The sequence below is a fragment of the Arthrobacter sp. AK01 genome (assembly GCF_021109375.1).
Lineage (GTDB): Bacteria > Actinomycetota > Actinomycetes > Actinomycetales > Micrococcaceae > Arthrobacter.
The window spans coordinates 36,811-57,759 of the sequence record NZ_JAJOHP010000032.1 but is presented as its reverse complement, the minus strand read 5'-3'; the positions used below and the strand labels follow the sequence as shown (position 1 = coordinate 57,759).

Below are 20,949 nucleotides of genomic sequence, written 5' to 3'. Positions count from 1 at the left end.
CCGCCCCCCCCAGGGGGGCTGGGGGGCGGGTTCCCCCCCCTTCGGCCCTTTGGCGCGGGGGGCGCGGGGGGGCCCCCCCCGCCCCGGCCCGCCCCCCCCCCCCGGCCGGGCCACTGCTGGGGGGCACTTCACGTCGCAGCTATCGCTGCTCCGTTTGGAGCTCTTGGGTGCTAGTCGATTTCAACGTCGTTGTCTGCCACCACGATCGAGTCATCGATGTCGTTGTACTCGACGTCCACGTCTTCGACGTCCAGGTTGGTGGAGTTGTCGTACTCGAATTCGTTGTCCGCCACCACGATCGAATCGTTGATGACGTTCACATCGTCCACTTCGACGTTGGTGGAGTTATCCGGCGAGTACTCCAGGTCCAACTCGTTGTCCTGGACCACGACGGAGTCCTTGATGAGCTGAACATCTTCGACGTCCACATCGGTGGAGCTGTCGTTGAACGAGTCGGCCACGTTGACGGAGTTGTCCGAGTTGTCGGAGTTGTCCGAGTTGTCGGAGTTATCGGAGTTGTCGTTGAACGAATCGGAGATCGTCGTGGTGTGCGTCGAGTTGTCCGTCTCCTCGTTGAAGGAGTCCTCGATGTCCACATCGACATCAACATCGGTGTTGTAGGAGTCTTTGGTCACCGAGTGGTCGGAATTGTCATTGAAGGAGTCCTTGACCTCGATGTCCGTGTTGCCTACCTCCAGGTCCCCGTCGCCCGACTCACTGAGGTTCACCGAGTTATCTGTTGAGTGGTCATCGGTCGTGGTGGTATTGCCGGAGTCCTTCACGTCGTCGCCAGCGGCAATGGCACCGTCGCCCGAGGCGACCACTGCGTCCTGGTTGAAGAGCTGCGTGACGTCGCCGTCTGCCCAGATATTCTGGTTTACCGACTGATCGGTGATCGTGTCACGGTCGTCGATGTTGGTGGTGTACGAGTAGTTGTTCACCACGTGGACCAGTTGCTGAACGGCGTGGGCGTGGTCATCGCCGCCATCCCAGCCGCCGCCACCGCCGCCGCCATGGCCGTGATCGTCGTCGTGGCCACCCCAGCCGCCGCCACCGCCGCCGCCATGGCCGTGATCGTCGTCGTGATCGTGATCGTCGCGATCGGGGCGTCCGCCACTCCCGCCGCCGCCGTGACCGTGGTCGTCGTCGTCATCGGGGCGTCCGCCACCCCCACCGCCGCCGTTGGGACGATCGTCGTCGTCCTGCCCACCCCAGGTGGCGCCGCCGCCGGTGGATCCGTGGTTGCCGCCGGTGTTGTATTCACGATCGAACGACGAACGGGCGTTGATCGGTGCGTAGTCCAGGACCACGGGGCGAACAGCATCGACGTCGGCCGAGGAGACGTCGCGGAGGCCCGCTGCGGCGAGGGCAGCTTCGGGATCGCGGACAAAATCTTCGGCTGCGTCGGGATCGTTGAACAGGCTCATCAGGAACTGCACGAGCTGTTGTGCGAGTGTAGGCATTGGAGTGCTCCCTCAAATTCTGCGGTGGGTGGTAATTGGCCCGGCGCCTTTGCCGGGCTCCCATTCAACTTTTGGCCGGGGGGGGGGGCCGGGCATCGGGGGTGGTCCCCCTGCCGCTTGCCCCACCGTTAGGGGATCGCGGGTTTTTCCGTCAGGGGGCGGAGGGGATACCGCCTAGGGAGGCGGGTGCCCCTCCCCCAACGCCAGGCGCAGGCGGACAAGGAGCTCCGAGCGGCTGTCAGCCCCCAATCGCCGGCGCATCCGGGCCACATGGTGTTCTGCGGTGCGTGGCGATATGTAGATCGCATCGCCAATTTCGCGGTAGGTCTTCCCTTCCAGGAGGAGGCGGCCCACTTCACGTTCCCTGGCGCTCAGCCCGGATGGGTCCGTTGCGCCTTGGCCGACGCTTTCCGGAACAGGAGGGCCCGCAACATCATGGTGCGGATCCGCCAGGCGCTCCGGTGTCCCGCCGGACGTGGCACTGTGGGGATGAAGATCCCTGGCACACGCAAGAAGCCTCACCATGTCGCGTCGTTCCTCCGCATGCGCCGCAGCATGGCCCGCCAGGCGGGCTCCTTCCCAGGGCATCCCGACGGCGGCCAAGCCACGGGCAGCAGTTTCGACGTCGGACGCTTCAAACCGACTGGCCAGAACCGAAACCCAGGCCTTTCCGCCCGCGGCGAGGACCGCAGCAACATGGCTGTGTTCGGAGGCGCGCACCAGCGCGGCCGCATGTGGGGCGAGCTCTGCGGGGCTCTCGCTCAGCAAAGCAGCCTGTACCGCAGCCCAGTGCAGGGGCACGGCCCACAGCGACGGGCTTCCCAGCCTGCCCAACAGCTCCCAGGCACCGTCCAAGTAGTGCGACACCCGACGCGTCTCCCGCAGCCGTGCGGCGCAAATCATCAACTCGCCCCACGGCAAAAGACTGAACAGATCCACGGACACATGCATCATGGCTTCGCGTGCCCTGTCCCACGCCAAAACCAGCTCATGTACTTCGCTGCCCCGGCGTGCCAGCCCCACTTCCAGTGCCGACAGCAGGAGTTCGTCCCGCGGCGCCAGTGGCCAATGGTTCGCCTTGACAGCTTCATTGATGGCCAACCGGGCTTCGTCAGCGTTGTCCTGCTGCATGGCGGTCCATGCCCGCAGCAGGAACAACCTTGGTCTGGCAGCATCCCCACCCTGCCCCGCGGCCAACGCCGCCGTGAGTACGTGGTCAGCCACTGCCGGCTCCCCGCTATGAAGGGCACATAGCGCAGCCAGGGCGGCGGGGGTCTCCGGCACTGGAATCGCCGCGCCGGATGCGTTCATCATGTCCGATGCCCTGATGAGTTCCGGCAGCGCCATGTGAGGTGCCGGTCCGAGAGTTCGCCCCAGTCCCTCCTGGGTGAGCGACAAAGCCACCGCCAGGAGAGTCGGCGAACCGGACGGGGGCGCTGCGGCCAGGAGTTCCTCGACCCTCACTGCATCGCCCGAGCCGATCATGGCTACCGCCGCGAGTGGCGCAGACCCGTCCATCCTGTCCGGCCCCAGCCAGTTGTAAGTATCAGCACCGCGGGCAAGCATGCCCCGTTGAGCCCATACCGCAGCAGCCACGTCCACACCCAAGCGGAGGTCAGGAGGCTCGGGCAAAGCGAGGAGACGGTCCACGATCCTGCCCGCTGCATCCAAGTCTCCTATTGCGGCGGCCGCCTGGGCCCTCCGTGCTGCGTTGGCGAGTTCGTTGTTCCCGGCCATAAGCGCCTCGGCGTAAAGATCCGCGGCCAGCCGCGGATCCGTATCCAGGACCCTGTTTGCTGACTCCTCCAGTTCTGCGGCAACACGGGAATCCTGCAAACCGCTCCTGGCGAGGTCGCGGGCCAAGTCCCCCAAAACCCGGCCCTCCGCCAGGATCTTGCCCACGAGTTCCCGCTGCAGCGCGCCAATGCGGGCAGTAGGGGCACCCTTCAGTAAGGCATACCGGGCAGTGCCCACCACGGATCCGTCGGACATCAGAAGGCCGGCGTCCCTGGCTGAAGCGATGATCGAATCCAGCCCCGCATGGCTTTCAAGGCCGCTCGGCAACGGCGCAGGAAGGGTGAACCCCACAGACAGGGCAAGGAGCAGCTCGCGGACAGCCGCGGAATCGCCTGTCAGTTCCGGAATACCGGGGGAATCTGCCTCAGGGTGGGAAGCAGGTTCCGTGAGCGGGTGATCGATTGACCCGGGCCGAAGGTGCCCGGGCTTATGGTCATGTCCCGTCATGGGCTAGACCGCCGAGAGTAGCGCTGGATCCGGAATCGGGCCAGTTTCCGTGGGCAGGGGTGCGGGGTCAAGCGTGGCAGGCGGGGTTGTGGGCTCCGACTGCGGCACTGTTGGCTCGGGAGCGGGCGGCGGAGGGTCCTGCGTGACCGTCGGCTCAGGCTGCGGCGCTGTTGGTTCGGGCGAGGGAGGGGGTGTCACCGGATCCGACGGAGTGGTAGGCGGTGTTGTCGGTTCGATGACCGGTGGCGGGGTTGTGGGTGGTGTTGTCGTCGGAGGCGGGGTAGGCCCGGTGGCGGCGCCACCTGTGGGAGCCGGCGTGGGTGTGGTGGTCGCAGTGCCGGGGGTCGTAGGAGTTCCGCCTGGCACGGCGGGAGTGGCAGTGCTGCCCGTTGAGGTGCCGGAGGCCGGGCCGGCAGCCGATCCCGCGGCGGTGCCCGAACCAGTGCCCGCATTTGCGGTTCCTGACCGGGCCGGACTCTTACCTGTCGCGCTCCCGGCCCTCGTGACCCCGGCCCTGGCGCTGGCTTCAAGTCCCGCCGCCGGGTTGCCCACCGCCGGCGCCTCTCCGGCTTTCCCGCCACCAGCGCCGCTGCCTTGGCCCGTGGACGCCTGGGTACCGCCGTCGCGCATGACATCGGCGGCCTGGTTGCCGAACATGGTTGCCAGCAGTCCACTGCCTCCAGGGCTCTGTGCCGCCGTTGCCGTGGCGATGGTCAGAACGGTTGCGGCGACTGCCGCTGCTGCCGCCATTCGGACACGGGGCCGTGGGGCGTGCCGGCCAGGCTTCGCGGGGACAGTTTTGAGGGCGCCCAGGGCCGGAGCCCGGGTAGCGACATGCGGCCTTTCCAGAGACATGCCATCCGCTATGCTGACGGACGCCGAGGCCGCCGCCTCCGCGGCGTCCGCTCCGGTTGAACCCAGGCCAGCCACCGCTGCACCAAGGCAGATGGAGGACTTGGGATCGGCGTCGACGGCGATTGGCCGGCCAAGTTCCACCGAAATCATCTCGGCCACGAGCGGAATACGCGAGGAGCCCCCGATCAGCAGAACAGCCCTCAAGTCCTGCGCGTCGACTTTGATGGCCCGCAGGCTGCGTTCCAATGACTCCACGGTGTCCCGGACAGGTTCCTCGATCATCGCTTCGAATTCGGCCCGGACCAGCCGGACGGACTGCTGGGTGCCGGGCAGGGATACGGCCACGCTGGATTCAGTGTCCATGGACAGCGCTTCCTTGGCTTCCCTGCATTCCCGCTTCAAGCGGGAAAGGGCCGCCATCGTGTCCGGCGCCGTCGGGTCCACGTCCGCTGCGGCGCTGACGTGACCCATCACGTGACGCAGCACGGCGGCGTCGAAATCGGCGCCGCCAAGTGTTTCAATGCCGTCCGGACGGCCTAGTAGCTCAAAGTTTCCGGCTCCGGCTTTGCGGAGGATGGCGGTGTCGAAAGTACCGCCACCGAGGTCGTACACCGCGATGATGCTGCCGTCTTCCACCCGGGTTTGGGAGGCGTAGTGCAGGGCTGCTGCTTCCGGCTCGCTGATCAGGGTGATGTCCTGCAGGCCGGCCACGTTGAGCGCTGCGAGGACCGACGAGGTACGGTGCTGGCCCCAGGCCGCGGGGTGCGTCATGATGATCGACGACGGCGCCGCCCCCTCACGCTCCTGCGCCCTGTCCAGCACCCAGCGGGCCATGGTGGCGTACACGTCCTCCGCAGCAAGCCACCGCTCGCCGACAGCCAGGGGGACGGAATCTCCGATCCGGCGTTTGAACTCACGCACCATGTGCTGGGGATCGTCCAGGCCCCGGCGTTCGGCCGCTTCACCTACCAGCACACGGCCGTCGTCGGCGTAGAACAACACAGAGGGCACGGCGCTGCCATGCAATCCCAACGGGAGGATTTCCGGTGTAGGCGTTGGACTCTGATCAGGCTTAACCAGGGCTGCTGCGGTAAAACTTGTCCCGACGTCAATGGCGAGAACATAGCTCATAGGTACCTCGAAAGAACACTGCGCGTCGCTAGCGGGCTGCATCACAAGCGGGTTCTGAACAAGGTAGCACCTGCCTTGGGCAGGCAACAGGCTTGTTTAGTGCACCGTTTTGTTGTTTTCCGAGACCCGGGCCCGCACCGGGGACAACGCCCCTGCTCAGGCCCGGAGTGGGACCCAACCCTCGGTTTAGAGCCCGGAGTAGGAATGCAGGCCGTTGAAGACCGTGTTCACCAGCGTGAAGTTGATGATGACGCAGGCGTAGCCAACAATCGACAACCACGCCGCACGGGTTCCAGTCCACCCACGGGTTGCCCGCGCGTGCAGGTAGCCCGCGTAGACCACCCAGATCACGAACGTCCATACTTCCTTGGGGTCCCAGCCCCAGAACCGACCCCAGGCCTTCTCGGCCCAGATGGCGCCGAACATGAGGGTGAAGGTCCAGCCGATGAAGGCGATGGCGTTGATCCGGTAGGACAGGTTTTCCAGGCTCAGCGCGTTCGGAACGATGCGCATGAAGCCGAGCTTGTCCGCACGGCCCGCGGCCAGGTTCTTCTGCCGGTGCGACTGGACCAGCTGCAGTGCGGACATGGCGAACGTCAAGGTGAACAGGGCGGAAGAAAGTACTGCGATGGAAACGTGGATGATCAGCCAGTAGCTCTGCAGGGCCGGCACCAGGTGGCCCACGGGAGTCCAGAAAGCAGCCGAGGCCGCCACGAGCATGATGATGGCCAGCCCGATCACGAACGTGCCCAGGAAGCGCAGGTCACGGCGGATGAGGACGATCAGGAACACGGCTACAGCAACGAAGGCACCGGTGGTGAGGAACTCGTACATGTTGCCCCACGGCACGCGACCTGCGCCGAAAGCACGGGTGACCACACCCGCGCCGTGGATCAGGACGCCCAGGACCGTCAGTGCAACGGCAACGCGGGCCGGGGCGCGCCGTTCGCCGGCGTACTTCATGTCGCCGGCGGCGGTGCCGCCCTCAACGGTGAGGCCCGACGTCGGACGCTCTGCACGGCCAGCCGGCCCACCGGCGTCGGGACCGCCCAAGCCTCCGCCAATGCGACCTGCGGAGACGGCAACCTTCTCGCTGGCGGAGCTGGCTGCGGCCTTCAGGTCCACTGCCCGGAGCATTTTGCTGCTTTTCGCCAGGTCCCAGGCAAACGCGATGAAGGCCACGGTGTACGTGCCGGCGGCCAACAGCATGAACAGCTCGCTGTACTGGCCCAGGGTTTCGTTGATGACGGGCATTACTGGTCCTTCGAGGTTGAGGAAGATCCTGCTGTAGTTGTTGCGGTGTCCTGCGTCTCCGGGACGTTCCATTCCCGGGCAAAGATCTCGCGAAGTGCCGCGGCTTCGCCGGCCAGACGGTGGTCTTCACCGCGGGCCAGCAGACCGTATTCCACCATGGTGCGGCCGTCCGCATGGGTTCCGGTGCGGACCCAGACACGTCGGCGGTTGATGTAGAGCGACATGACCAGGCCGGCAACCGCGAGGAAACCGAAGATCAACGCGTACAGCTGGCCGGGGTTGTGGTGGATGTCCACGCCGATGTACTTCTTGACGCCATCAAACGTGATGCTGCCCTTGCCTTCGGGCAGGTTGGCCGTTGCACCCGGAGTCAGGGTGATACCGCCGGCCGCTAGGTCGCGGCCGTTGAGCTGCTTGAGGTCCTTGACGTCCAGTTCAAACACGTTCTGGGGCACGCCCTTGTCAAGGCCAAGGTCACCGTAGAACGAGTTCAGGCTTAGCTGGGGGTTGATGAGTTCCGGGGCGCCACTGAAGGAAATGCCGTCCTCGGTGACGAACGCCGTGGGAAGGAAGAAGCCGACAAAGCCGAGCTGCTCCGGTTTGGCGTCCGGGACCTTGATGACCACCGAAGAGTAGTAGTTGTCACCTTGGACCTTGGCCGTGACGGGCCCCTGGAAGGAGACGTTCCCCTCGCCGTCGCGGACGGTCACCATGGGAGCGTAGCCGTTACCGGTGAGGTAAAGGCTGGTACCGCCAAGTGAAACGGGATCGTTGACCTTCAGGGTCTCCTTCTTGGCCGGCGCATCCGGGTTTTCCTTGGTAGTGACTTCGGCCGTGTAGTCGATCGGCTGGCCCGCCTTGCCCGGCGATTCGCGGTCGAACCTGGCCTCGAACTTATCCAACTGCATCGAGTAGGGCTGGAGCGAACTGCTCTGGAAGTTGGTGCCAGGCGTGAATTGGTCGTAGCCCACCAACGTGTTGACGAACGTGTCGCCCTCCACCAGGATGCGCTGGCCGCTGTACCCGAAGAGACCGCCGATGGCCACTGACACCAGCACGCCGATCAGGGAGGTGTGGAACACCAGGTTGCCCACTTCCTTCAGGAAGCCGCGCTCGGCACCCAAGGACGGCAGGGCGCCGTCGACGTCCCTGACCTCAACACGGTAGCCGCGCTTCTTGAGCAGCCCGGCGGCATCGTTAATGGCCTTCGACGCCGGGACCCCGGCGTCGGCGGGCAGCTCCAGCGTGCCGTACTCCGGCAGGCGCGAAAGGCGCTTGGGGGTGCGCGGCGGCTGGGACTTCATGGCCTTGTAATGGGCGATCGCGCGCGGAGTGACGCAGCCAATCAGCGAGACAAACAGCAGGATGTAGATGGCCGAGAACCAGGCCGACGAATACACGTCGTACAGCTGCAAGGCATCGAGCAGCTCGCCGTAAGACGGGTTGTCCTTGATGTACTGCGTGACCACTGACGGATTCGCGGGCCGTTGCGGGAACAGGGAACCCGGTACGGCGCCAACGGCGAGCAGGAGAAGGAGGAACAGCGCCGTGCGCATGCTGGTCAGCTGGGTCCAGGCCCACCGCAGCATGCCCATGACACCGAGCGCGGGAAGCGCGGCCTCGGACTTGGCCTGCTGGAGTTTTCCTTCCGCTGTGTTTCCGGGCGTGCTCTCAGCGGACGGTGACTTCTTCTTGGCTTTCACGGACTCGCTCATCAGATCGGCAACTTCACATCGTTTTGGAACCAGTACTGCAACTCGGTCACCCAGGTTCCCCACACACCGGTGGCCATCAGGATGCCGAGCAAAATCAGGATGCCTCCGCCGATCCGCTGGATGGCCAGCCGGTGCTTGCGGAAGAAGGACATGACTCCCATGCCCCGGCGGACGGCCAGCGCGATCAGGAGGAACGGAATGCCGAGGCCAAGGCTATAGACGAACGCCAGGAGTGCGCCCTTGGCAGCAGAGGAACCACCGGACAGGCTCAGCAACTGTACCGCGGAGTACGTCGGACCAATACAAGGCGCCCAGCCCAATCCGAAAGTGAGTCCAAGCAGCGGCGCACCCCATAGTCCCGCCGGGGGTTTTGCATGGATCTTCGCGTCGCGCTGCAACCAGCCGAAGCCGCCCATGAAGACCACGCCCATGATGATCACCAGGATGCCGAGCAGTTGCGTGATCCAGGCATTCTGCGGACCGGTCAGGAGCGTCCCAAGCTGGCCGAAAGCCCCGCCCAGGAGAACAAAAATCACCGAGAATCCAAGGACGAACAACCCGATGCCGGCCAGCATGCGGCCCCGCCGCTGCTTTTCAAGGTCGACGCCGGTCAGCCCCGTGACGTAGCCAAGGTAACCCGGGACGAGCGGCAGCACGCAGGGCGAAAGGAACGAGACCAGCCCGGCCAGCAATGCCACTGGCACGGCCAGCAGCAGTGATCCGTTGAGGATCGTCTCGGCGAAGGGACTGTTCATGGGTGCTACTCGGCCACTGCGGAGGTGATGAGGGCTTTCAGGGTGCTCTTCTCGATCTCGCCGAGCACGCGGGAGGCAACCTTGCCTTCCTTGTCCAGGACCAGGGTTGTGGGCACGGCGCCCGGGGGCACGATGCCGGACACGGACAGGAGCACAGCCCCGTCCTTGTCGTTGAAACTTGGGTAGGTGATGTTGAAGGTCTTGTCGAAGGCATCGGCTGTGGCTTGTTCATCCCGCAGGTTGACGCCGAAGAACTGGACGCCCTGGTCCTTGAAGTCCTGGTGCAGGGCTTCAAGCTGGGGCGCTTCGATGCGGCAAGGGGCACAGGCGGCGAACCAGAAATTCAGGACGGTGACTTTGCCCTGGAGGTCCTCGGGCTTCACTGTTTCGCCGTTAAAGAGGGTGCCTTTCAATGCCACGGGCGCTGCACGGTCAGCCTTGGCGAACTCCGTCACCGAACCATCGCCGGCCACATAATTCTTGTTGTCGCCTGCCTTGGCTTGCTTTGCCAGCGAGTCTTCCTGGGCGCAGGCGGACAGGCCCATGGTCAGTCCTGCGAGGAGGACGCCGCCGGCGGTCAGCACGCCGCGTCGTGAGAGATTGTTATCCATGCTTATGCTCCCGGTGTGCTCGCCGCGCCGGGGAGCAGGACAGCAGCAGGCTCACTGTACTCAACGCGGATGATCTTGCCGTCATCGTCCAACGTGAGGGAAGTAAGGGACGTCAGGGTGCACTCGCGCTTGCGGGGGTCATGCGCCAAGCGGCGTCCCTCCGCCGTCAACCGGGTGGACCAGATGGGCAGTTGGTGGCTGACCAGGATGGCTTCGGCGCCGTCGCCGCCCAGCTCGATTGCCTTGACGCGGGCGTCCTCAACTGCGGCGAGCACGCGGGCAGCCTGTTCCTTGTAGGGCTCTCCCCAGGAAGGCCGCAGTGGATTCCGGAAGTAGAACCAGTGCTTGGGCTTCAGGAACTCACTTTTGGTGGGGTGGAGTCCTTGGAAATGGTTCTCGGCCTCGATGATGCGCGGCTCGGTGGTGATCTCCAGGTTCAGCGCCTCGGCTGTGGGCATCGCCGTTTCCTGGGCCCGTGTCAGAGGCGACGCGACCAGGTGCACGATCTTGGCGCCCTGGCTGGCGCGGGCCGCGAAGTGATCGGCCAGCATGCGGGCCATCTCCCGGCCGCGTTCGGAGAGGTGGAATTCCGGCAGCCGTCCGTACAGGACGCCGTCGGGATTATGGACCTCGCCATGGCGAAGCAGATGGACAGTTGCTTGGGGCATGTTTACCAGTTTCTCAAAGAAGCGGGGCGATCCGAAATCTTCTACCGCTAGTAGAACTCAAAGTTTTTCCGAAATGTTCCCCGGAGTTGGAATAAAAGATGCATATGCATGTTTATACTAGACACGAAGCTCGGTTGACGCTTCAAGCAATCGGCGTCAACCAGGCAAGCACGCAGTACCTTCCACTAGACATAGGAGCAACACCATGATGACTCTCCCCGCCACCGTCACCACCGGCACCTGGACCCTCGACGCTTCCCACAGCGAGATCGGCTTCACCGTCCGCCACGCAGGTATCAGCAAGGTCCGCGGCCAGTTCAAGGACGCTTCGGCCACCCTCGAGGTTGGCGAAGCCCTCACCGACTCCAAGGTCAGCGCCACCATCCAGACCGCCAGCTTCGACTCCGGCGACGTCAACCGTGACGGCCACGTCAAGGGCGAAGACTTCTTCGACGTGGAGAAGTTCCCGGAGATCACCTTCGTGTCCCGCCACGTCAAGGCCAACGGCAACAGCTTCGACCTCGTGGGCGATCTCACAATCAAGGGCGTGACGAAGGAAGTTTCCATCGAGACCGAATTCAACGGCGTTGCCGTGGATCCGTTCGGCAACACCCGCGCCGGCGTTTCCGGTGAAACCACCATCAGCCGCAAGGACTTCGGCCTCACCTGGAACGCCGTCCTCGAAGCCGGCGGCGTGCTGGTCAGCGACAAGGTAGTCATCAACCTGGAACTCGCTTTCATCGCTCCTGCTGCTGCATAGTCCCAGCCTTCGCCCGAAGGCAGCCAAACGGCGCCGTCCACAGTTTCCGGCTGTGGGCGGCGCCGTTTTGCAATACACGGAAGTCACCCCGCAATTGTTCGGCAAACAGCCTGTATTAACCTGCGAGTTGGCTGCGAAGTTCCTATGCAACCTTCAACCTGCGGTCTACAGTGATGCCATGAGTACCCCAGACGAAGCACCACAGCCACAGCAGCCCGGCTCCCAGCCTCCGCAGCCCGGCAATGTTCCTCCTGCGGGTTACCAGCCTCCGCAGGGCTACCAGCCACCCCAGGGTTACCAGCCGCCGTCGCAACCGGGCCAGTATCAGCAGCCCGCGCCACCGCCGCCCGGCCCCGGCCAGCCTGCCCCAGGGCAGCCCGGTTTCCACTTCGAAATGCCCACCGACGGGCCCCGCAACTTCAACGACGTCATGCCCCAGGGCGGATTCTCGGGAATGTTCAAAACCCAGGGCCTTCCAACGGAACTGAAGGTCTCCTACTTCATCTGGGTGATCTCCGGACTCCTGGGCCTGCTGTTCGGGCTTATTGGATTCTTCGCCGTCATCGCCGCCTTCGCGTTCGCTCCGGCCATCGCAGCCCTGGCACTGGTCCTGCTCCTGCTCGCTTTGGCCGTGGCCGCAGCCCAGGTGGTCCTGGCCATGAAGATGAAGGAGGGCAAGGAGTGGGCACGTCTGGCATTGACCATAGTGGCCGCTGTCTCCCTGCTGCTCGCCATCTTTGGAGCGGCAAACGGCAGTGGATCGGGCATGGGACTGGGCGGAAACTGGTTCGGCTTCCTCGTCAGCGCAGTAGCCGTTGTCCTCATGTGGCTCCCGAATTCCCAGCTCTGGTTCAAGGCAGTAAAAGGTCACGCTTAGCGCTGGCTGAACTGCCGCCGTCGTTCCCTGAACGGCGGGCATGTGAGCAGAAGGCCGCGGCGAATCCCTGGTGGATTCCCGCGGCCTTCATCATGAAGGCGTAAGCCAACATGATGATTTTTGCTGTGAGCCTCAAATACCTGCGTGTGATCGACTGCAGCGTCAGACCCGGGAGGTACGGTGGAAGCAGAACCACGCTGGGGGCAGGGTCATTTTGCTGATCCCGGCGGCCGCACCAGCAGTCGAACAAGCAAAGGAATGCCATGAGCAACCCTCCGTACCCGCCGTCAAACCCAGGCGATGCCAACCAGCCAGAGCAGCCAGGCGGCCAGCCCGCTGCGCCGCAGTACGGCCAACAGTCACCCGTCGCGCCGCAGTACGGCCAGCAGTCACCCGCCGCGCCGCAGTACGGCCAGCAGTCACCCGCCGCCCCGCAGTACGGCCAGGCGCCCGCCGCACCGCAGTACGGCCAGGACACCAACTGGCCAAGCCAGCAGCCCGGCCCCACCACTGTGCCGCAGATGGTCAACATCGCTTTCTGGCTGATCGTCGGAGCCGGAGCGATTTGGCTCATCTCCATCCTCATTGGCATGGCGGCCCTGAGCGATCCCACGATGCGCAGCATGGTGGAAGACCAGATGGCTGCCGGCGGTGCTGCGGACGTCAGGTTCGAAGACGTCCAGGGCTTCATTATCGGAGTCATGGTGGTAGTGGGGATCATCGGTGCGGGCCTCTACGCACTCGTGGCCATCAACGTCCGCAAGGGCCGGAACTGGGCCCGGATCCTTGGAACGATCCTCGCCGCGCTCTCCATTTTCGCCCTCTTCCCGTTGAGCCTCGCGACGCTCTCCGCACTCCTGGGAATCGCCGCAATCGTCCTGCTCTACCTGCCGGCGTCGGCTCCTTACTTCCGTAAGGCCCAGCCGTTCGGCAACGCATACCAGAACCCTTACGGCCGCTAAAGACGCGGGACTCCAAGCACTAAACGCGGGCGCGGACCCGGCGAAGGCTAAACAGCCTGGCCCGGTGTCTGCGCCCGTTGTGCGTGGTAGGCCAGAATCTGGAGCTCGGTGGCCATGTCCACCTTGCGGAGGTTCACATGCGGTGGAACCTGCAGCAGGACTGGAGCGAAGCTGAGGATGCTCCGAATTCCGGCGGCAATCACGCGGTCGCACACAGCCTGGGCCACCGTGGCAGGCAGCGCCAGCACCACCATATTCGTGTGGGTACGCTCCAGGACCCGTTCGAGTTCGGCTGAGTCGCTGACCCGCAGCCAGCCCACTTCATTACCAATCACCATGGGATCGGCGTCGAAGATGGCTACGACGTCAAAGCCCCGGGATTCGAAGCCGCCGTACCGTGCCAGTGCCTTGCCGAGGTTACCGGCGCCGACGATCGCGACCTTCCAGTCGTGCGTCAGGCCAAGCGCGGCCGCTATGTGGCGACTCAGGTACTGGACCTCGTAACCAACACCCCGGGTTCCATAGGAGCCCACGTAGGAGAGGTCCTTGCGGAGAGTGGATGAGCTGACGCCCGAGGCCTCAGCCAGCGCTTCGGAAGAAACCCGTTCCACGCCCTCGGCCAGAAGAGAGTTGAGCGCGCGCAAATAGAGGGTCATCCGGGCCACAGCCGCGGGCGGGATCTGCTTGGCGGCAGGTTCGTTGTCCCCGGTTGTTGCTTCCGGTGACGGTTCCAGCGCAGTCACGGTATTCTCCATTGCGTCGCTTTGTTGTTCCACTCTATGACCCCCGGCCGGACTCAACAAAAGCCGTTACTTACGGGTAACCGCACCCTCAGCCCTCCAGGACTTTCTTCAGGGTTCGGCTCAACCGCTGCTCGTCGATCTTCCAAAAATCCCGTTGGACGCCATCCACCAGCACTACGGGAATCTCTTCGGCAAACCGTTCCTGCAGTTGGGGATCGTCGTCGATCCTTTGCTCCGTCCACTGCACACCCAGGCTTTTCGTTACACGTTCGACGGCGGCACGCGCCTCCGTGCAGAGGTGGCAGTCAGCTTTGGTGAGGAGGACGACGTCGGGAATAGCCATGGGATAACGGTAACCGCCCGGATCCCCTCCCGGGCGCCGTCAGCGCGAGGCGCCGGCGATTGACTAGACTCAAAGCATGCCCGAGGAGAAGAACGCCGCTGTGTTCGCGGATGCCAAAGTGCAGAAGCGTACTGGCGAAGCCGCATTCTTCGATGTCGACAACACGTTGATGAAGGGCGCGAGCCTCTTCCACGTGGCCCGCAAAATGTATGAGCGCAAGGCATTTACGCTCCCCCAAGCTGCTGGTTTCGCCTGGAAGCAGTTCAAATTCGTCATGCGCGGCGAAAACATGGAAGACGTCCACGCAGTGCGCGACTCCGCCCTTACCCTCGCCGCCGGCATCACCGTGGATGACATCAAGGCATTGGGCGAAGAGGTCTACGACGAAATGATCGAGTCGCGGATCTGGCCCGGAACCAAGGCCTTGGCGGAACAACACCTCAGGGTCGGCCGGAAGGTGTGGCTTGTGACGGCAACACCCATCGAGGTTGCCACGGTCATTTCCACACGGCTCGGCCTGACGGGCGCCCTTGGCACAGTGGGCGAAGTCGAAGACGGAATGTACACAGGGAAACTTGTGGGTGACATCCTGCACGGGCCCGCAAAAGCCGTCGCCGTTCAACTCGTCGCCGACCGGGAGGGCCTGGACCTGGAGCACTGCTGGGCCTACAGCGATTCAGCCAACGACATTCCGCTGCTGACCATGGTGGGGCACCCCGTAGTGATCAACCCGGATGCCAAGCTCCGCAGGCACGCCCGCGAGAACAACTGGCCCGTGTACGACTTCCGTTCCGGTCGCCGCGCAGCAACGCTGGGCCTAAAGGCCGCCACCGTCGGCGGAGCGATCTACGGTCTGTGGCGAGGATTCTCAAGGTTCCGCGGCCCCCGCATCTGACCCCCTCTCACCAAACAGCCCCTCCCGGCCAACCCCCTCTCACCGCATGAGTTCAGCCACAGCGCCTGTGGATAACTTCTGCACGTGCTGGGCTTCTTGGGCAACAATGCCCGTATGCAAAAACCGTCGCCCGTTCCTGCCTTGCTGGCTTCTGCCCCCTTCACCATTGACGAGGCCAAGGCTGCGGGCTTGGAGCATGCGCAGCTCCGAAATCGAAACTCATTCGAAAGTGTCAGCCAAGGAATCTACCGTCCCACCAATTGGGACTTTGACCTGACGGAAGCTGCGCGATCCCTCTCAGCGGCGAGTCCTGGCGCATGGATCTCCCATGTGACCGCCGCCAGGATACACGGCCTTTTCCTCCCGCCGTGGCTGGCCGATTCACATGAACTGCACCTCAGTAAGCCAACGAAACTCCCCTCAGCGCGGCGACGAGGCATCATCGGACACACGGTGATCGTGGACGAATCCGAAATCGAGTTCAACCACGGCATGTGGATGAGCACCCGCTCCAGGACATGGCTGGACCTGGCACGCCGACTACCGTTGAAAGAGCTGGTCTGTGTAGGCGACCAAATCATTCGCACCCCTCGGCAGGAGTTTGAAGGACGCGAAACTCCGTTCAGTTCCATCGCGGCACTTCGGAAAATGCTTGACCGGCACAAGAACCTGCAAGGTGTGGTCCGGGCACGCGAAGCACTTGAACTGATGAGGGTCGGTGCTGACTCGGCGCCGGAGTCGATGCTTCGTCTGGCCATGCTCGACGCAGGCCTCGCAGAACCTGAGCTCCAGATACGGCTACGGGCGGACGACCCGTACTCTCCATCCGCGGACCTCGGCTTCCGCGTGCGGCGCCTGGCCATTCAGTACGACGGCGAACATCACCTTGAGGAGGAACAGTTCTTCAGCGATCGGCGCCGCGACAAAGCTTTCGCGGCGGCGGGCTGGACCGTTCTTGTCTTCGGAAAAGACGATCTGGCAGACGGATTCGCCAAGGCGATACTGCACATCAAGAGGGCCCTACGGAACGGCTGGATTGACCCGGCTGTGGAGTCGGGTTTCGCGCCGGGACGGTGAGAGAGGCTTCCGCCAAAAGGCCCGAACGGTGAGAGAGCGCCAGCAAAAACCGTGCCGACGGTGAGAGGGGATCGGTGGTTGGGGGCGGGGTCCGGGATGCAAAAATGCCCGCCACCTCGAAAGGCAACGGGCATTCACGCTTGATGAAGTATCTCTACTTCTTATTGCGGCGCTGGTGGCGGGTCTTGCGAAGCAGCTTGCGGTGCTTCTTCTTGGCCATACGCTTGCGGCGCTTCTTAATAACTGAACCCACGAAAGTTCCTTACAAACTAGAAGTTCCTGTCTGTTGGAACAGATCCGCGGAAGCAGACAGTACAACTGACAGATTCTTACATTGACGTAAAACGTTCCTTAACAGAGTACCGCTTCAAAGGGGTACCCCATGACCACGGTCCGCTGGACGGACCCCGGCAGCCTCAGGCGGTCTCGGATTGTCCGTCAACCACAGCACCCTTGAGGTACTGGGCAACAGCCTCTTCAGGAACCCGGAAGGAACGGCCGAACCTTACGGCGGGCATTTCCCCTGAGTGGACCAGGCGATACACAGTCATTTTGGAAACACGCAGGACGTCGGCCACTTCAGCCACCGTCATGAAACGCGCATTCGAGAAGTTAGTCTCTGCGGACATTTCCCATATTCCTTTGCTCTCAGCCGGTAAGGACACCCCCCGTAGAACGGTGTGCCGATGCTGAGCCATCAAACAACCATGTGCTAGATACTCTAGAGGCTGATGGGGCCAATGTGAAAGTACTTTCGGAAAGTGGGACCCTACTCCTCCGTCGCTGCACGACGCTTCCGTGCCGACGCTGCGAGCTGTTCCAAGACCGACGCCGTGACGTCCCACTCCATGCAGGCGTCGGTGACGCTCTGGCCGTAAACGAGTTCCTGTTCGCCTGCCAATTGCTTGGCGGTGTCCAGGTTCTGCGCTCCTCCCACCAGGAAACTTTCCAGCATGACGCCGGCAATCGGCGAGGTCTCCCCCGTCTCGAGCTGCGCACCGATTTCCAGCGCAACCTCGGCTTGGCGGTGGTGGCTCTTGCCGCTGTTGGCGTGGCTGGCGTCCACGATCAAGCGCGGGTTCAGCCCCTTGGCAGCGAGCTTGGACGATGCAGCCGCGACGTCTTCCATGGAGTAGTTGGGCCCCTTGCGTCCGCCACGCAGGATCACGTGGGTGTCCGGGTTGCCGGACGTCGCCACGAGGGCCGCGCGGCCGTCGTCGTCGATTCCCAGGAAGGCCTGCTCAGCGGCGGACGCGCCACAAGCGTCGATGGCCACCTGCAGGTCTCCGTCGGTGCCGTTCTTGAAACCGATGGGCATGGACAGTCCGGAGGCGAGCTGGCGGTGGATCTGGCTTTCGGTGGTGCGCGCGCCGATGGCACCCCAGGAGACCAGGTCAGCCATGTACTGAGGGCTGATCGGCTCAAGGAACTCGGTGGCCGTGGGCAGGCCCAGCGCGGTGACCTGCTTCAGGAAACCCCGTGCGGCGCGAAGACCAGCGGCAATGTCGTGGCTGCCGTCCAGGTGGGGATCGTTGATCAGGCCCTTCCAGCCGACAGTGGTGCGCGGCTTCTCGAAGTAGGTCCGCATGACGATCAGCAAGTCTTCCTTGTGCTTCTCCGCCTGGCTGACCAGTCGGCGGGCGTATTCCAGGCCGGCTTTGGGATCGTGGATGGAGCACGGGCCAACGATCACCAGAAGGCGGTCGTCCACGCCGTCCATGATGGCGCGGACCTGGTCACGGCCGCGGTCGACGACGGCCGCTGAGCGGGCGTCCAGCGGCAACTCTGCGATGAGGTCCTGGGGTGCCGGAAGCGGCTCGAAACGGGCAACCCGGAGGTTGGAGGTGCTGGGCTGGGCTGCTTGCCCGGAATCAGCGGAGTCGAGCGATTCGGTGGGTTCTGCGGCGATGCTGGTCATTTCTGGGTCCTGTTCCGGGATGCGGAGCGGGCCCCTTTTCAGAACCCGCCGGATATGGCGAAGGGCAGAGAATAATCTCTGCCCTGTTGGCTCTGAAGGAAAGTTGGATGCGTGTCAGCTAGACGCGGGCCCCTCCAGAGCCAACGAAAAATACGCATACCAACGGTTTGTCATAGCCACACCATAACCGCGGTTCTTCACAGCGGGCAAATCCTGTCCATCAAGATGACAACAGTTTGCGCAGGAACTGCAACTGCCGGATCCAGTGGTGCTCCTGGCCGCCTTCGTGGTTGTTGAAGCGGTACACCTCAATGTCCTTCTCGGGCGCGCTGCCCTTTTCGCGGGAGCCAATGCCGTAGTTGTTGTAGCTCGCGAACACGGTGGACGGAGGGCAGATGTCGTCCATCTGGGCAGCGGAGAACAGCGCGGGTACCGTTGCCGCGCGGCCGAGGTGCACGCCGTCGAAGTAGTTCAGCACCGCCAGCATGGGCTGGTACTTGTCGCGATGCCGCCCCAGGAACCCGGCGATCTCCGGATACGGACCGCGCGGGGTGATGTCGATGGCGCGCGGGAAGTCCTGCAGGAACGGGACGTCGGGCAGCGCGGCGATGACGCCGTCGAGCCTTCCGGCCGTCAGCCCGGCGGCAGCAACTGTGATGCCGCCGCCCTGGCTCACGCCGGCCAGCACCACCTTGGCAGGGTCGACGGCGGGATGGCTCTGTGCCGCTTCCACCGCACGGAACGCGTCCACGTAGACGCGCCGGAAGTAGTAGTTGTCCTGGTGGTCGGCACCCCGGGTCATGAGCCCTGCATAGTTGACGCCACCTGCTGACGCATGCGGATCCGGCGTATCCCCCGAGACGCCGCCATAGCCCTGGCCCCGGGTGTCCATGATGAAGTGCGCGTAGCCCGCCTGGGCCCATCGGGTGTTCTGGTTCACCAGGCCCCGGCCGCCCGAGTAGCCAATGTACTCGACCACCACGGGAAGCCGCTGGCCTGCCTCCAGGTGTGCTGGCACGTGAAGCCAGCCCTTGATGCGGTCTCCGCCGAAGCCGGAGAAGGAGACGTCGAAGGTGTCGATCACTGAGAGGTAGTTATCCACGGGTTCGAACACGGCGTCCAGCGGAAGGGCCCTGGCCTCGGAGATGGTGCGGTCCCAAAAGGCGTCCAGATCTGCTGGTGGGACCGCGCTTGAGGTGTAGTCGCGGAGCTGCTCAAGGGGAAGGTCAAAGAGGGGCATGGGGACATCCTACGTCATGATTTCGTGTGCCCCGTCACAGGGCCCACGTGGTCACAGGTTGCTGATGGACAGGTTGCGGTACGCGGCTTTCAGTGGAGCCATTTGGCGGATTCCGAAGTAGCCGCCGCCGAGTGGTTCTGCTGCGGGATCGGTCCATTCGAAGAGCCGCAAGTCATTGATGGCGAAGGCCACCCGAGGGCCGTCCTTGATCACTTCGATGCGATAGAAATCGTCGGCATCCCCGACGGGTGGAAGCGGGTCAGCTCCCTGCGCCACCAGCTCGAAGCCTGCGCTCTTGCGGAGATTGCAGGTTCGGAACGCGCGCTCGGAAGGGTGCTTGTGCCGGAAGTAGGAGATGTGCAGGGCGTCGATATCCCCCGAATGGTACTGGGGATAGAAACCGGTGCGGGGAGCCAGGGACGCCGAGAACAGGTCCTCGCCTCCGTGACCGCGGGCTGCGAAGAACGCCATGGCCAGGCCGGGCTCCTCCAGCGGCAGGAACTCCCAGGTGATCCGCACATGATCGGGAAGTTCCTCCGGGCACCAGAGGGTCCAATGGGCCTGGTCGCCGTGCTCTTCCGCGTCGAGGGAACCCGACAACACCAGCGCTTTGGTTCCGTCATCCGCGAGCCCCAGCCCGCCGCCGTCGGCCGTTCCATGGTTGTACGTTCCGAAGTGAACGGGCCCTTCGGCCACCCAACCAGCCACATCCGAAGGACCCCGCAAGGCGTTGGAGTAGATCAATCGCGCACTCCCGCGCTGACCGTAGCCACCAGCCCGTATCCGAGGGATTCCAAGTGCTCCGCCACGAACGCCGCGATCCGCCGGGCACCTTTCTCGTGGAAATGGGTGTTGTCCTCAAGGCCACCGGCCCAGTGTGCGTGCTCGTCCGGAGCGAAGTGGAAGAAGAGCTCTTTGGAACCCTCCTCCCCCAGCTCCTGATAGAGGGAGCGCGTCCACTGGTTGAGGTCGATGACGTCCAGGCCGAGCTCCAAGCCAAGCTCCCGGACCACCACAGGGTAGTCCCCCAGCGTGACCTCAAGCTGCCCGTCCGCAAAGTGCCTGCGCTCAACCGAGGTACACAGGACGGGAATGCCGCCTTTGGCGCGAACCTCGGCAACCATCCGCCGGAGGTTGTCCGTGTAGCCCGTGCGCGCCGCGAGGTGCTCGCGTTTCTGATCGTTATGCCCAAACTGGATGAGGACCAGGTCCCCCTGAACCGTCTGGTTGATGAGCTGGTACCAAAGACCCTCCTCGCGGAACGACTCCGTGGTGGCGCCGCCTTTGGCAAAGTTGTGGACGGCAGCCCACCAGTAGGTCTCGGGCGCAAGATGGGCGCCCCAGCCGCTCATCGGATACTCGTAGCTGGGACAGGCGGCAACAGTGGAGTCGCCCGCAAGGAGGATTTTCATGGTTGTCCTTTCATCGGGAAGCGGTG

Annotated in this window: 21 protein-coding genes; 5 read left to right on the top strand and 16 right to left on the bottom strand. The window is 63.9% G+C overall.

Going from position 1 to position 20,949, the window contains the following annotated elements; genetic code table 11:
- Nucleotides 1–170: 170 nt before the first annotated feature.
- From LN996_RS12935 to LN996_RS12900, 8 genes are all read right to left on the bottom strand, one after another.
- Nucleotides 171–1,463, bottom strand: coding sequence for an IniB N-terminal domain-containing protein (locus LN996_RS12935; RefSeq protein WP_231340780.1), 1,293 nt, complete (start codon nt 1,461–1,463; stop codon nt 171–173).
- A 174-nt stretch (nt 1,464–1,637) separates the two neighbouring features.
- Nucleotides 1,638–3,707, bottom strand: coding sequence for a LuxR C-terminal-related transcriptional regulator (locus LN996_RS12930; RefSeq protein WP_231340779.1), 2,070 nt, complete (start codon nt 3,705–3,707; stop codon nt 1,638–1,640).
- Nucleotides 3,708–3,710: 3 nt separating this feature from the next.
- The gene (locus tag LN996_RS12925; RefSeq protein ID WP_231340778.1) at nt 3,711–5,693 is read right to left on the bottom strand and encodes an Hsp70 family protein; all 1,983 of its coding nucleotides are present in this window, start codon (nt 5,691–5,693) and stop codon (nt 3,711–3,713) included.
- A gap of 186 nt (nt 5,694–5,879) precedes the next feature.
- Nucleotides 5,880–6,947, bottom strand: a complete 1,068-nt coding sequence (gene ccsB, locus LN996_RS12920) for a c-type cytochrome biogenesis protein CcsB (RefSeq protein WP_231340777.1) — start codon at nt 6,945–6,947, stop codon at nt 5,880–5,882.
- Nucleotides 6,947–8,662: a cytochrome c biogenesis protein ResB gene (locus LN996_RS12915; RefSeq protein WP_231340776.1), complete on the bottom strand. Its 1,716-nt coding sequence runs from the start codon at nt 8,660–8,662 to the stop codon at nt 6,947–6,949. The genes ccsB and LN996_RS12915 overlap by 1 nt, the downstream gene beginning before the upstream one ends.
- A complete protein-coding gene (locus tag LN996_RS12910; RefSeq protein ID WP_231340775.1) occupies nt 8,662–9,417 on the bottom strand; it encodes a cytochrome c biogenesis CcdA family protein in 756 nt (251 codons plus the stop codon). The genes LN996_RS12915 and LN996_RS12910 overlap by 1 nt, the downstream gene beginning before the upstream one ends.
- Before the next feature lie 5 nt (nt 9,418–9,422).
- Nucleotides 9,423–10,028, bottom strand: a complete 606-nt coding sequence (locus LN996_RS12905; protein ID WP_231340774.1) for a TlpA disulfide reductase family protein — start codon at nt 10,026–10,028, stop codon at nt 9,423–9,425.
- A 2-nt stretch (nt 10,029–10,030) separates the two neighbouring features.
- Nucleotides 10,031–10,696 (bottom strand): histidine phosphatase family protein, encoded by a 666-nt coding sequence (locus LN996_RS12900; protein WP_231340773.1) that lies wholly within the window; start codon nt 10,694–10,696, stop codon nt 10,031–10,033.
- Between the two features lie 208 nt (nt 10,697–10,904).
- Here LN996_RS12900 and LN996_RS12895 point away from each other — a divergent pair, with 208 nt between their 5' ends.
- The 3 genes from LN996_RS12895 to LN996_RS12885 all read left to right on the top strand — a co-directional run bounded on the left by LN996_RS12895 (nt 10,905) and on the right by LN996_RS12885 (nt 13,295).
- Nucleotides 10,905–11,456, top strand: coding sequence for a YceI family protein (locus LN996_RS12895; RefSeq protein WP_231340783.1), 552 nt, complete (start codon nt 10,905–10,907; stop codon nt 11,454–11,456).
- 178 nt (nt 11,457–11,634) lie between these two features.
- Nucleotides 11,635–12,333, top strand: coding sequence for a hypothetical protein (locus LN996_RS12890; RefSeq protein ID WP_231340772.1), 699 nt, complete (start codon nt 11,635–11,637; stop codon nt 12,331–12,333).
- 263 nt (nt 12,334–12,596) lie between these two features.
- Complete coding sequence (locus LN996_RS12885) at nt 12,597–13,295, top strand: hypothetical protein (protein ID WP_231340771.1); 699 nt, start codon at nt 12,597–12,599, stop codon at nt 13,293–13,295.
- Nucleotides 13,296–13,342: 47 nt separating this feature from the next.
- Here the strand turns inward: LN996_RS12885 and LN996_RS12880 are convergent, their stop codons facing one another.
- On the bottom strand, nt 13,343–14,050 hold the full coding sequence (locus LN996_RS12880) for a redox-sensing transcriptional repressor Rex (RefSeq protein ID WP_141281215.1): 708 nt from the start codon (nt 14,048–14,050) through the stop codon (nt 13,343–13,345).
- 76 nt (nt 14,051–14,126) lie between these two features.
- The gene (locus tag LN996_RS12875; protein WP_159707209.1) at nt 14,127–14,381 is read right to left on the bottom strand and encodes a glutaredoxin family protein; all 255 of its coding nucleotides are present in this window, start codon (nt 14,379–14,381) and stop codon (nt 14,127–14,129) included.
- 76 nt (nt 14,382–14,457) lie between these two features.
- Between LN996_RS12875 and LN996_RS12870 the strand changes: the two genes are divergently transcribed.
- Nucleotides 14,458–15,276: an HAD family phosphatase gene (locus LN996_RS12870; protein ID WP_231340770.1), complete on the top strand. Its 819-nt coding sequence runs from the start codon at nt 14,458–14,460 to the stop codon at nt 15,274–15,276.
- Nucleotides 15,277–15,390: 114 nt separating this feature from the next.
- Nucleotides 15,391–16,353: a DUF559 domain-containing protein gene (locus tag LN996_RS12865; protein ID WP_231340769.1), complete on the top strand. Its 963-nt coding sequence runs from the start codon at nt 15,391–15,393 to the stop codon at nt 16,351–16,353.
- A gap of 154 nt (nt 16,354–16,507) precedes the next feature.
- On the opposite strand, the gene LN996_RS12860 is transcribed toward LN996_RS12865, so the two are convergent.
- The 6 genes from LN996_RS12860 to LN996_RS12835 all read right to left on the bottom strand — a co-directional run bounded on the left by LN996_RS12860 (nt 16,508) and on the right by LN996_RS12835 (nt 20,923).
- A complete protein-coding gene (locus LN996_RS12860) occupies nt 16,508–16,606 on the bottom strand; it encodes a 30S ribosomal protein bS22 (RefSeq protein WP_003792170.1) in 99 nt (32 codons plus the stop codon).
- A 163-nt stretch (nt 16,607–16,769) separates the two neighbouring features.
- On the bottom strand, nt 16,770–16,982 hold the full coding sequence (locus LN996_RS12855) for a helix-turn-helix domain-containing protein (protein WP_017199160.1): 213 nt from the start codon (nt 16,980–16,982) through the stop codon (nt 16,770–16,772).
- 140 nt (nt 16,983–17,122) lie between these two features.
- Entirely contained in the window at nt 17,123–18,271 is a 1,149-nt protein-coding gene (locus LN996_RS12850) for a 3-deoxy-7-phosphoheptulonate synthase (protein WP_231340768.1), read from the bottom strand.
- 220 nt (nt 18,272–18,491) lie between these two features.
- Nucleotides 18,492–19,511 (bottom strand): acetylxylan esterase, encoded by a 1,020-nt coding sequence (locus LN996_RS12845; RefSeq protein WP_231340767.1) that lies wholly within the window; start codon nt 19,509–19,511, stop codon nt 18,492–18,494.
- 51 nt (nt 19,512–19,562) lie between these two features.
- Nucleotides 19,563–20,255: a DUF1961 family protein gene (locus LN996_RS12840; RefSeq protein WP_231340766.1), complete on the bottom strand. Its 693-nt coding sequence runs from the start codon at nt 20,253–20,255 to the stop codon at nt 19,563–19,565.
- The gene (locus LN996_RS12835; protein ID WP_231340765.1) at nt 20,252–20,923 is read right to left on the bottom strand and encodes a rhamnogalacturonan acetylesterase; all 672 of its coding nucleotides are present in this window, start codon (nt 20,921–20,923) and stop codon (nt 20,252–20,254) included. The genes LN996_RS12840 and LN996_RS12835 overlap by 4 nt, the downstream gene beginning before the upstream one ends.
- Nucleotides 20,924–20,949: the final 26 nt, after the last annotated feature.

What these genes read in the sequence shown, in the direction of transcription:
- LN996_RS12935 (WP_231340780.1), bottom strand. Translation starts at nt 1,463, where the DNA reads ATGCCTACACTCGCACAACAGCTCGTGCAGTTCCTGATGAGCCTGTTC.
- LN996_RS12930 (WP_231340779.1), bottom strand. Translation starts at nt 3,707, where the DNA reads ATGACGGGACATGACCATAAGCCCGGGCACCTTCGGCCCGGGTCAATC.
- LN996_RS12925 (WP_231340778.1), bottom strand. Translation starts at nt 5,693, where the DNA reads ATGAGCTATGTTCTCGCCATTGACGTCGGGACAAGTTTTACCGCAGCA.
- ccsB (WP_231340777.1), bottom strand. Translation starts at nt 6,947, where the DNA reads ATGCCCGTCATCAACGAAACCCTGGGCCAGTACAGCGAGCTGTTCATG.
- LN996_RS12915 (WP_231340776.1), bottom strand. Translation starts at nt 8,662, where the DNA reads ATGAGCGAGTCCGTGAAAGCCAAGAAGAAGTCACCGTCCGCTGAGAGC.
- LN996_RS12910 (WP_231340775.1), bottom strand. Translation starts at nt 9,417, where the DNA reads ATGAACAGTCCCTTCGCCGAGACGATCCTCAACGGATCACTGCTGCTG.
- LN996_RS12905 (WP_231340774.1), bottom strand. Translation starts at nt 10,028, where the DNA reads ATGGATAACAATCTCTCACGACGCGGCGTGCTGACCGCCGGCGGCGTC.
- LN996_RS12900 (WP_231340773.1), bottom strand. Translation starts at nt 10,696, where the DNA reads ATGCCCCAAGCAACTGTCCATCTGCTTCGCCATGGCGAGGTCCATAAT.
- LN996_RS12895 (WP_231340783.1), top strand. Translation starts at nt 10,905, where the DNA reads ATGACTCTCCCCGCCACCGTCACCACCGGCACCTGGACCCTCGACGCT.
- LN996_RS12890 (WP_231340772.1), top strand. Translation starts at nt 11,635, where the DNA reads ATGAGTACCCCAGACGAAGCACCACAGCCACAGCAGCCCGGCTCCCAG.
- LN996_RS12885 (WP_231340771.1), top strand. Translation starts at nt 12,597, where the DNA reads ATGAGCAACCCTCCGTACCCGCCGTCAAACCCAGGCGATGCCAACCAG.
- LN996_RS12880 (WP_141281215.1), bottom strand. Translation starts at nt 14,050, where the DNA reads ATGGAGAATACCGTGACTGCGCTGGAACCGTCACCGGAAGCAACAACC.
- LN996_RS12875 (WP_159707209.1), bottom strand. Translation starts at nt 14,381, where the DNA reads ATGGCTATTCCCGACGTCGTCCTCCTCACCAAAGCTGACTGCCACCTC.
- LN996_RS12870 (WP_231340770.1), top strand. Translation starts at nt 14,458, where the DNA reads ATGCCCGAGGAGAAGAACGCCGCTGTGTTCGCGGATGCCAAAGTGCAG.
- LN996_RS12865 (WP_231340769.1), top strand. Translation starts at nt 15,391, where the DNA reads ATGCAAAAACCGTCGCCCGTTCCTGCCTTGCTGGCTTCTGCCCCCTTC.
- LN996_RS12855 (WP_017199160.1), bottom strand. Translation starts at nt 16,982, where the DNA reads ATGTCCGCAGAGACTAACTTCTCGAATGCGCGTTTCATGACGGTGGCT.
- LN996_RS12850 (WP_231340768.1), bottom strand. Translation starts at nt 18,271, where the DNA reads ATGACCAGCATCGCCGCAGAACCCACCGAATCGCTCGACTCCGCTGAT.
- LN996_RS12845 (WP_231340767.1), bottom strand. Translation starts at nt 19,511, where the DNA reads ATGCCCCTCTTTGACCTTCCCCTTGAGCAGCTCCGCGACTACACCTCA.
- LN996_RS12835 (WP_231340765.1), bottom strand. Translation starts at nt 20,923, where the DNA reads ATGAAAATCCTCCTTGCGGGCGACTCCACTGTTGCCGCCTGTCCCAGC.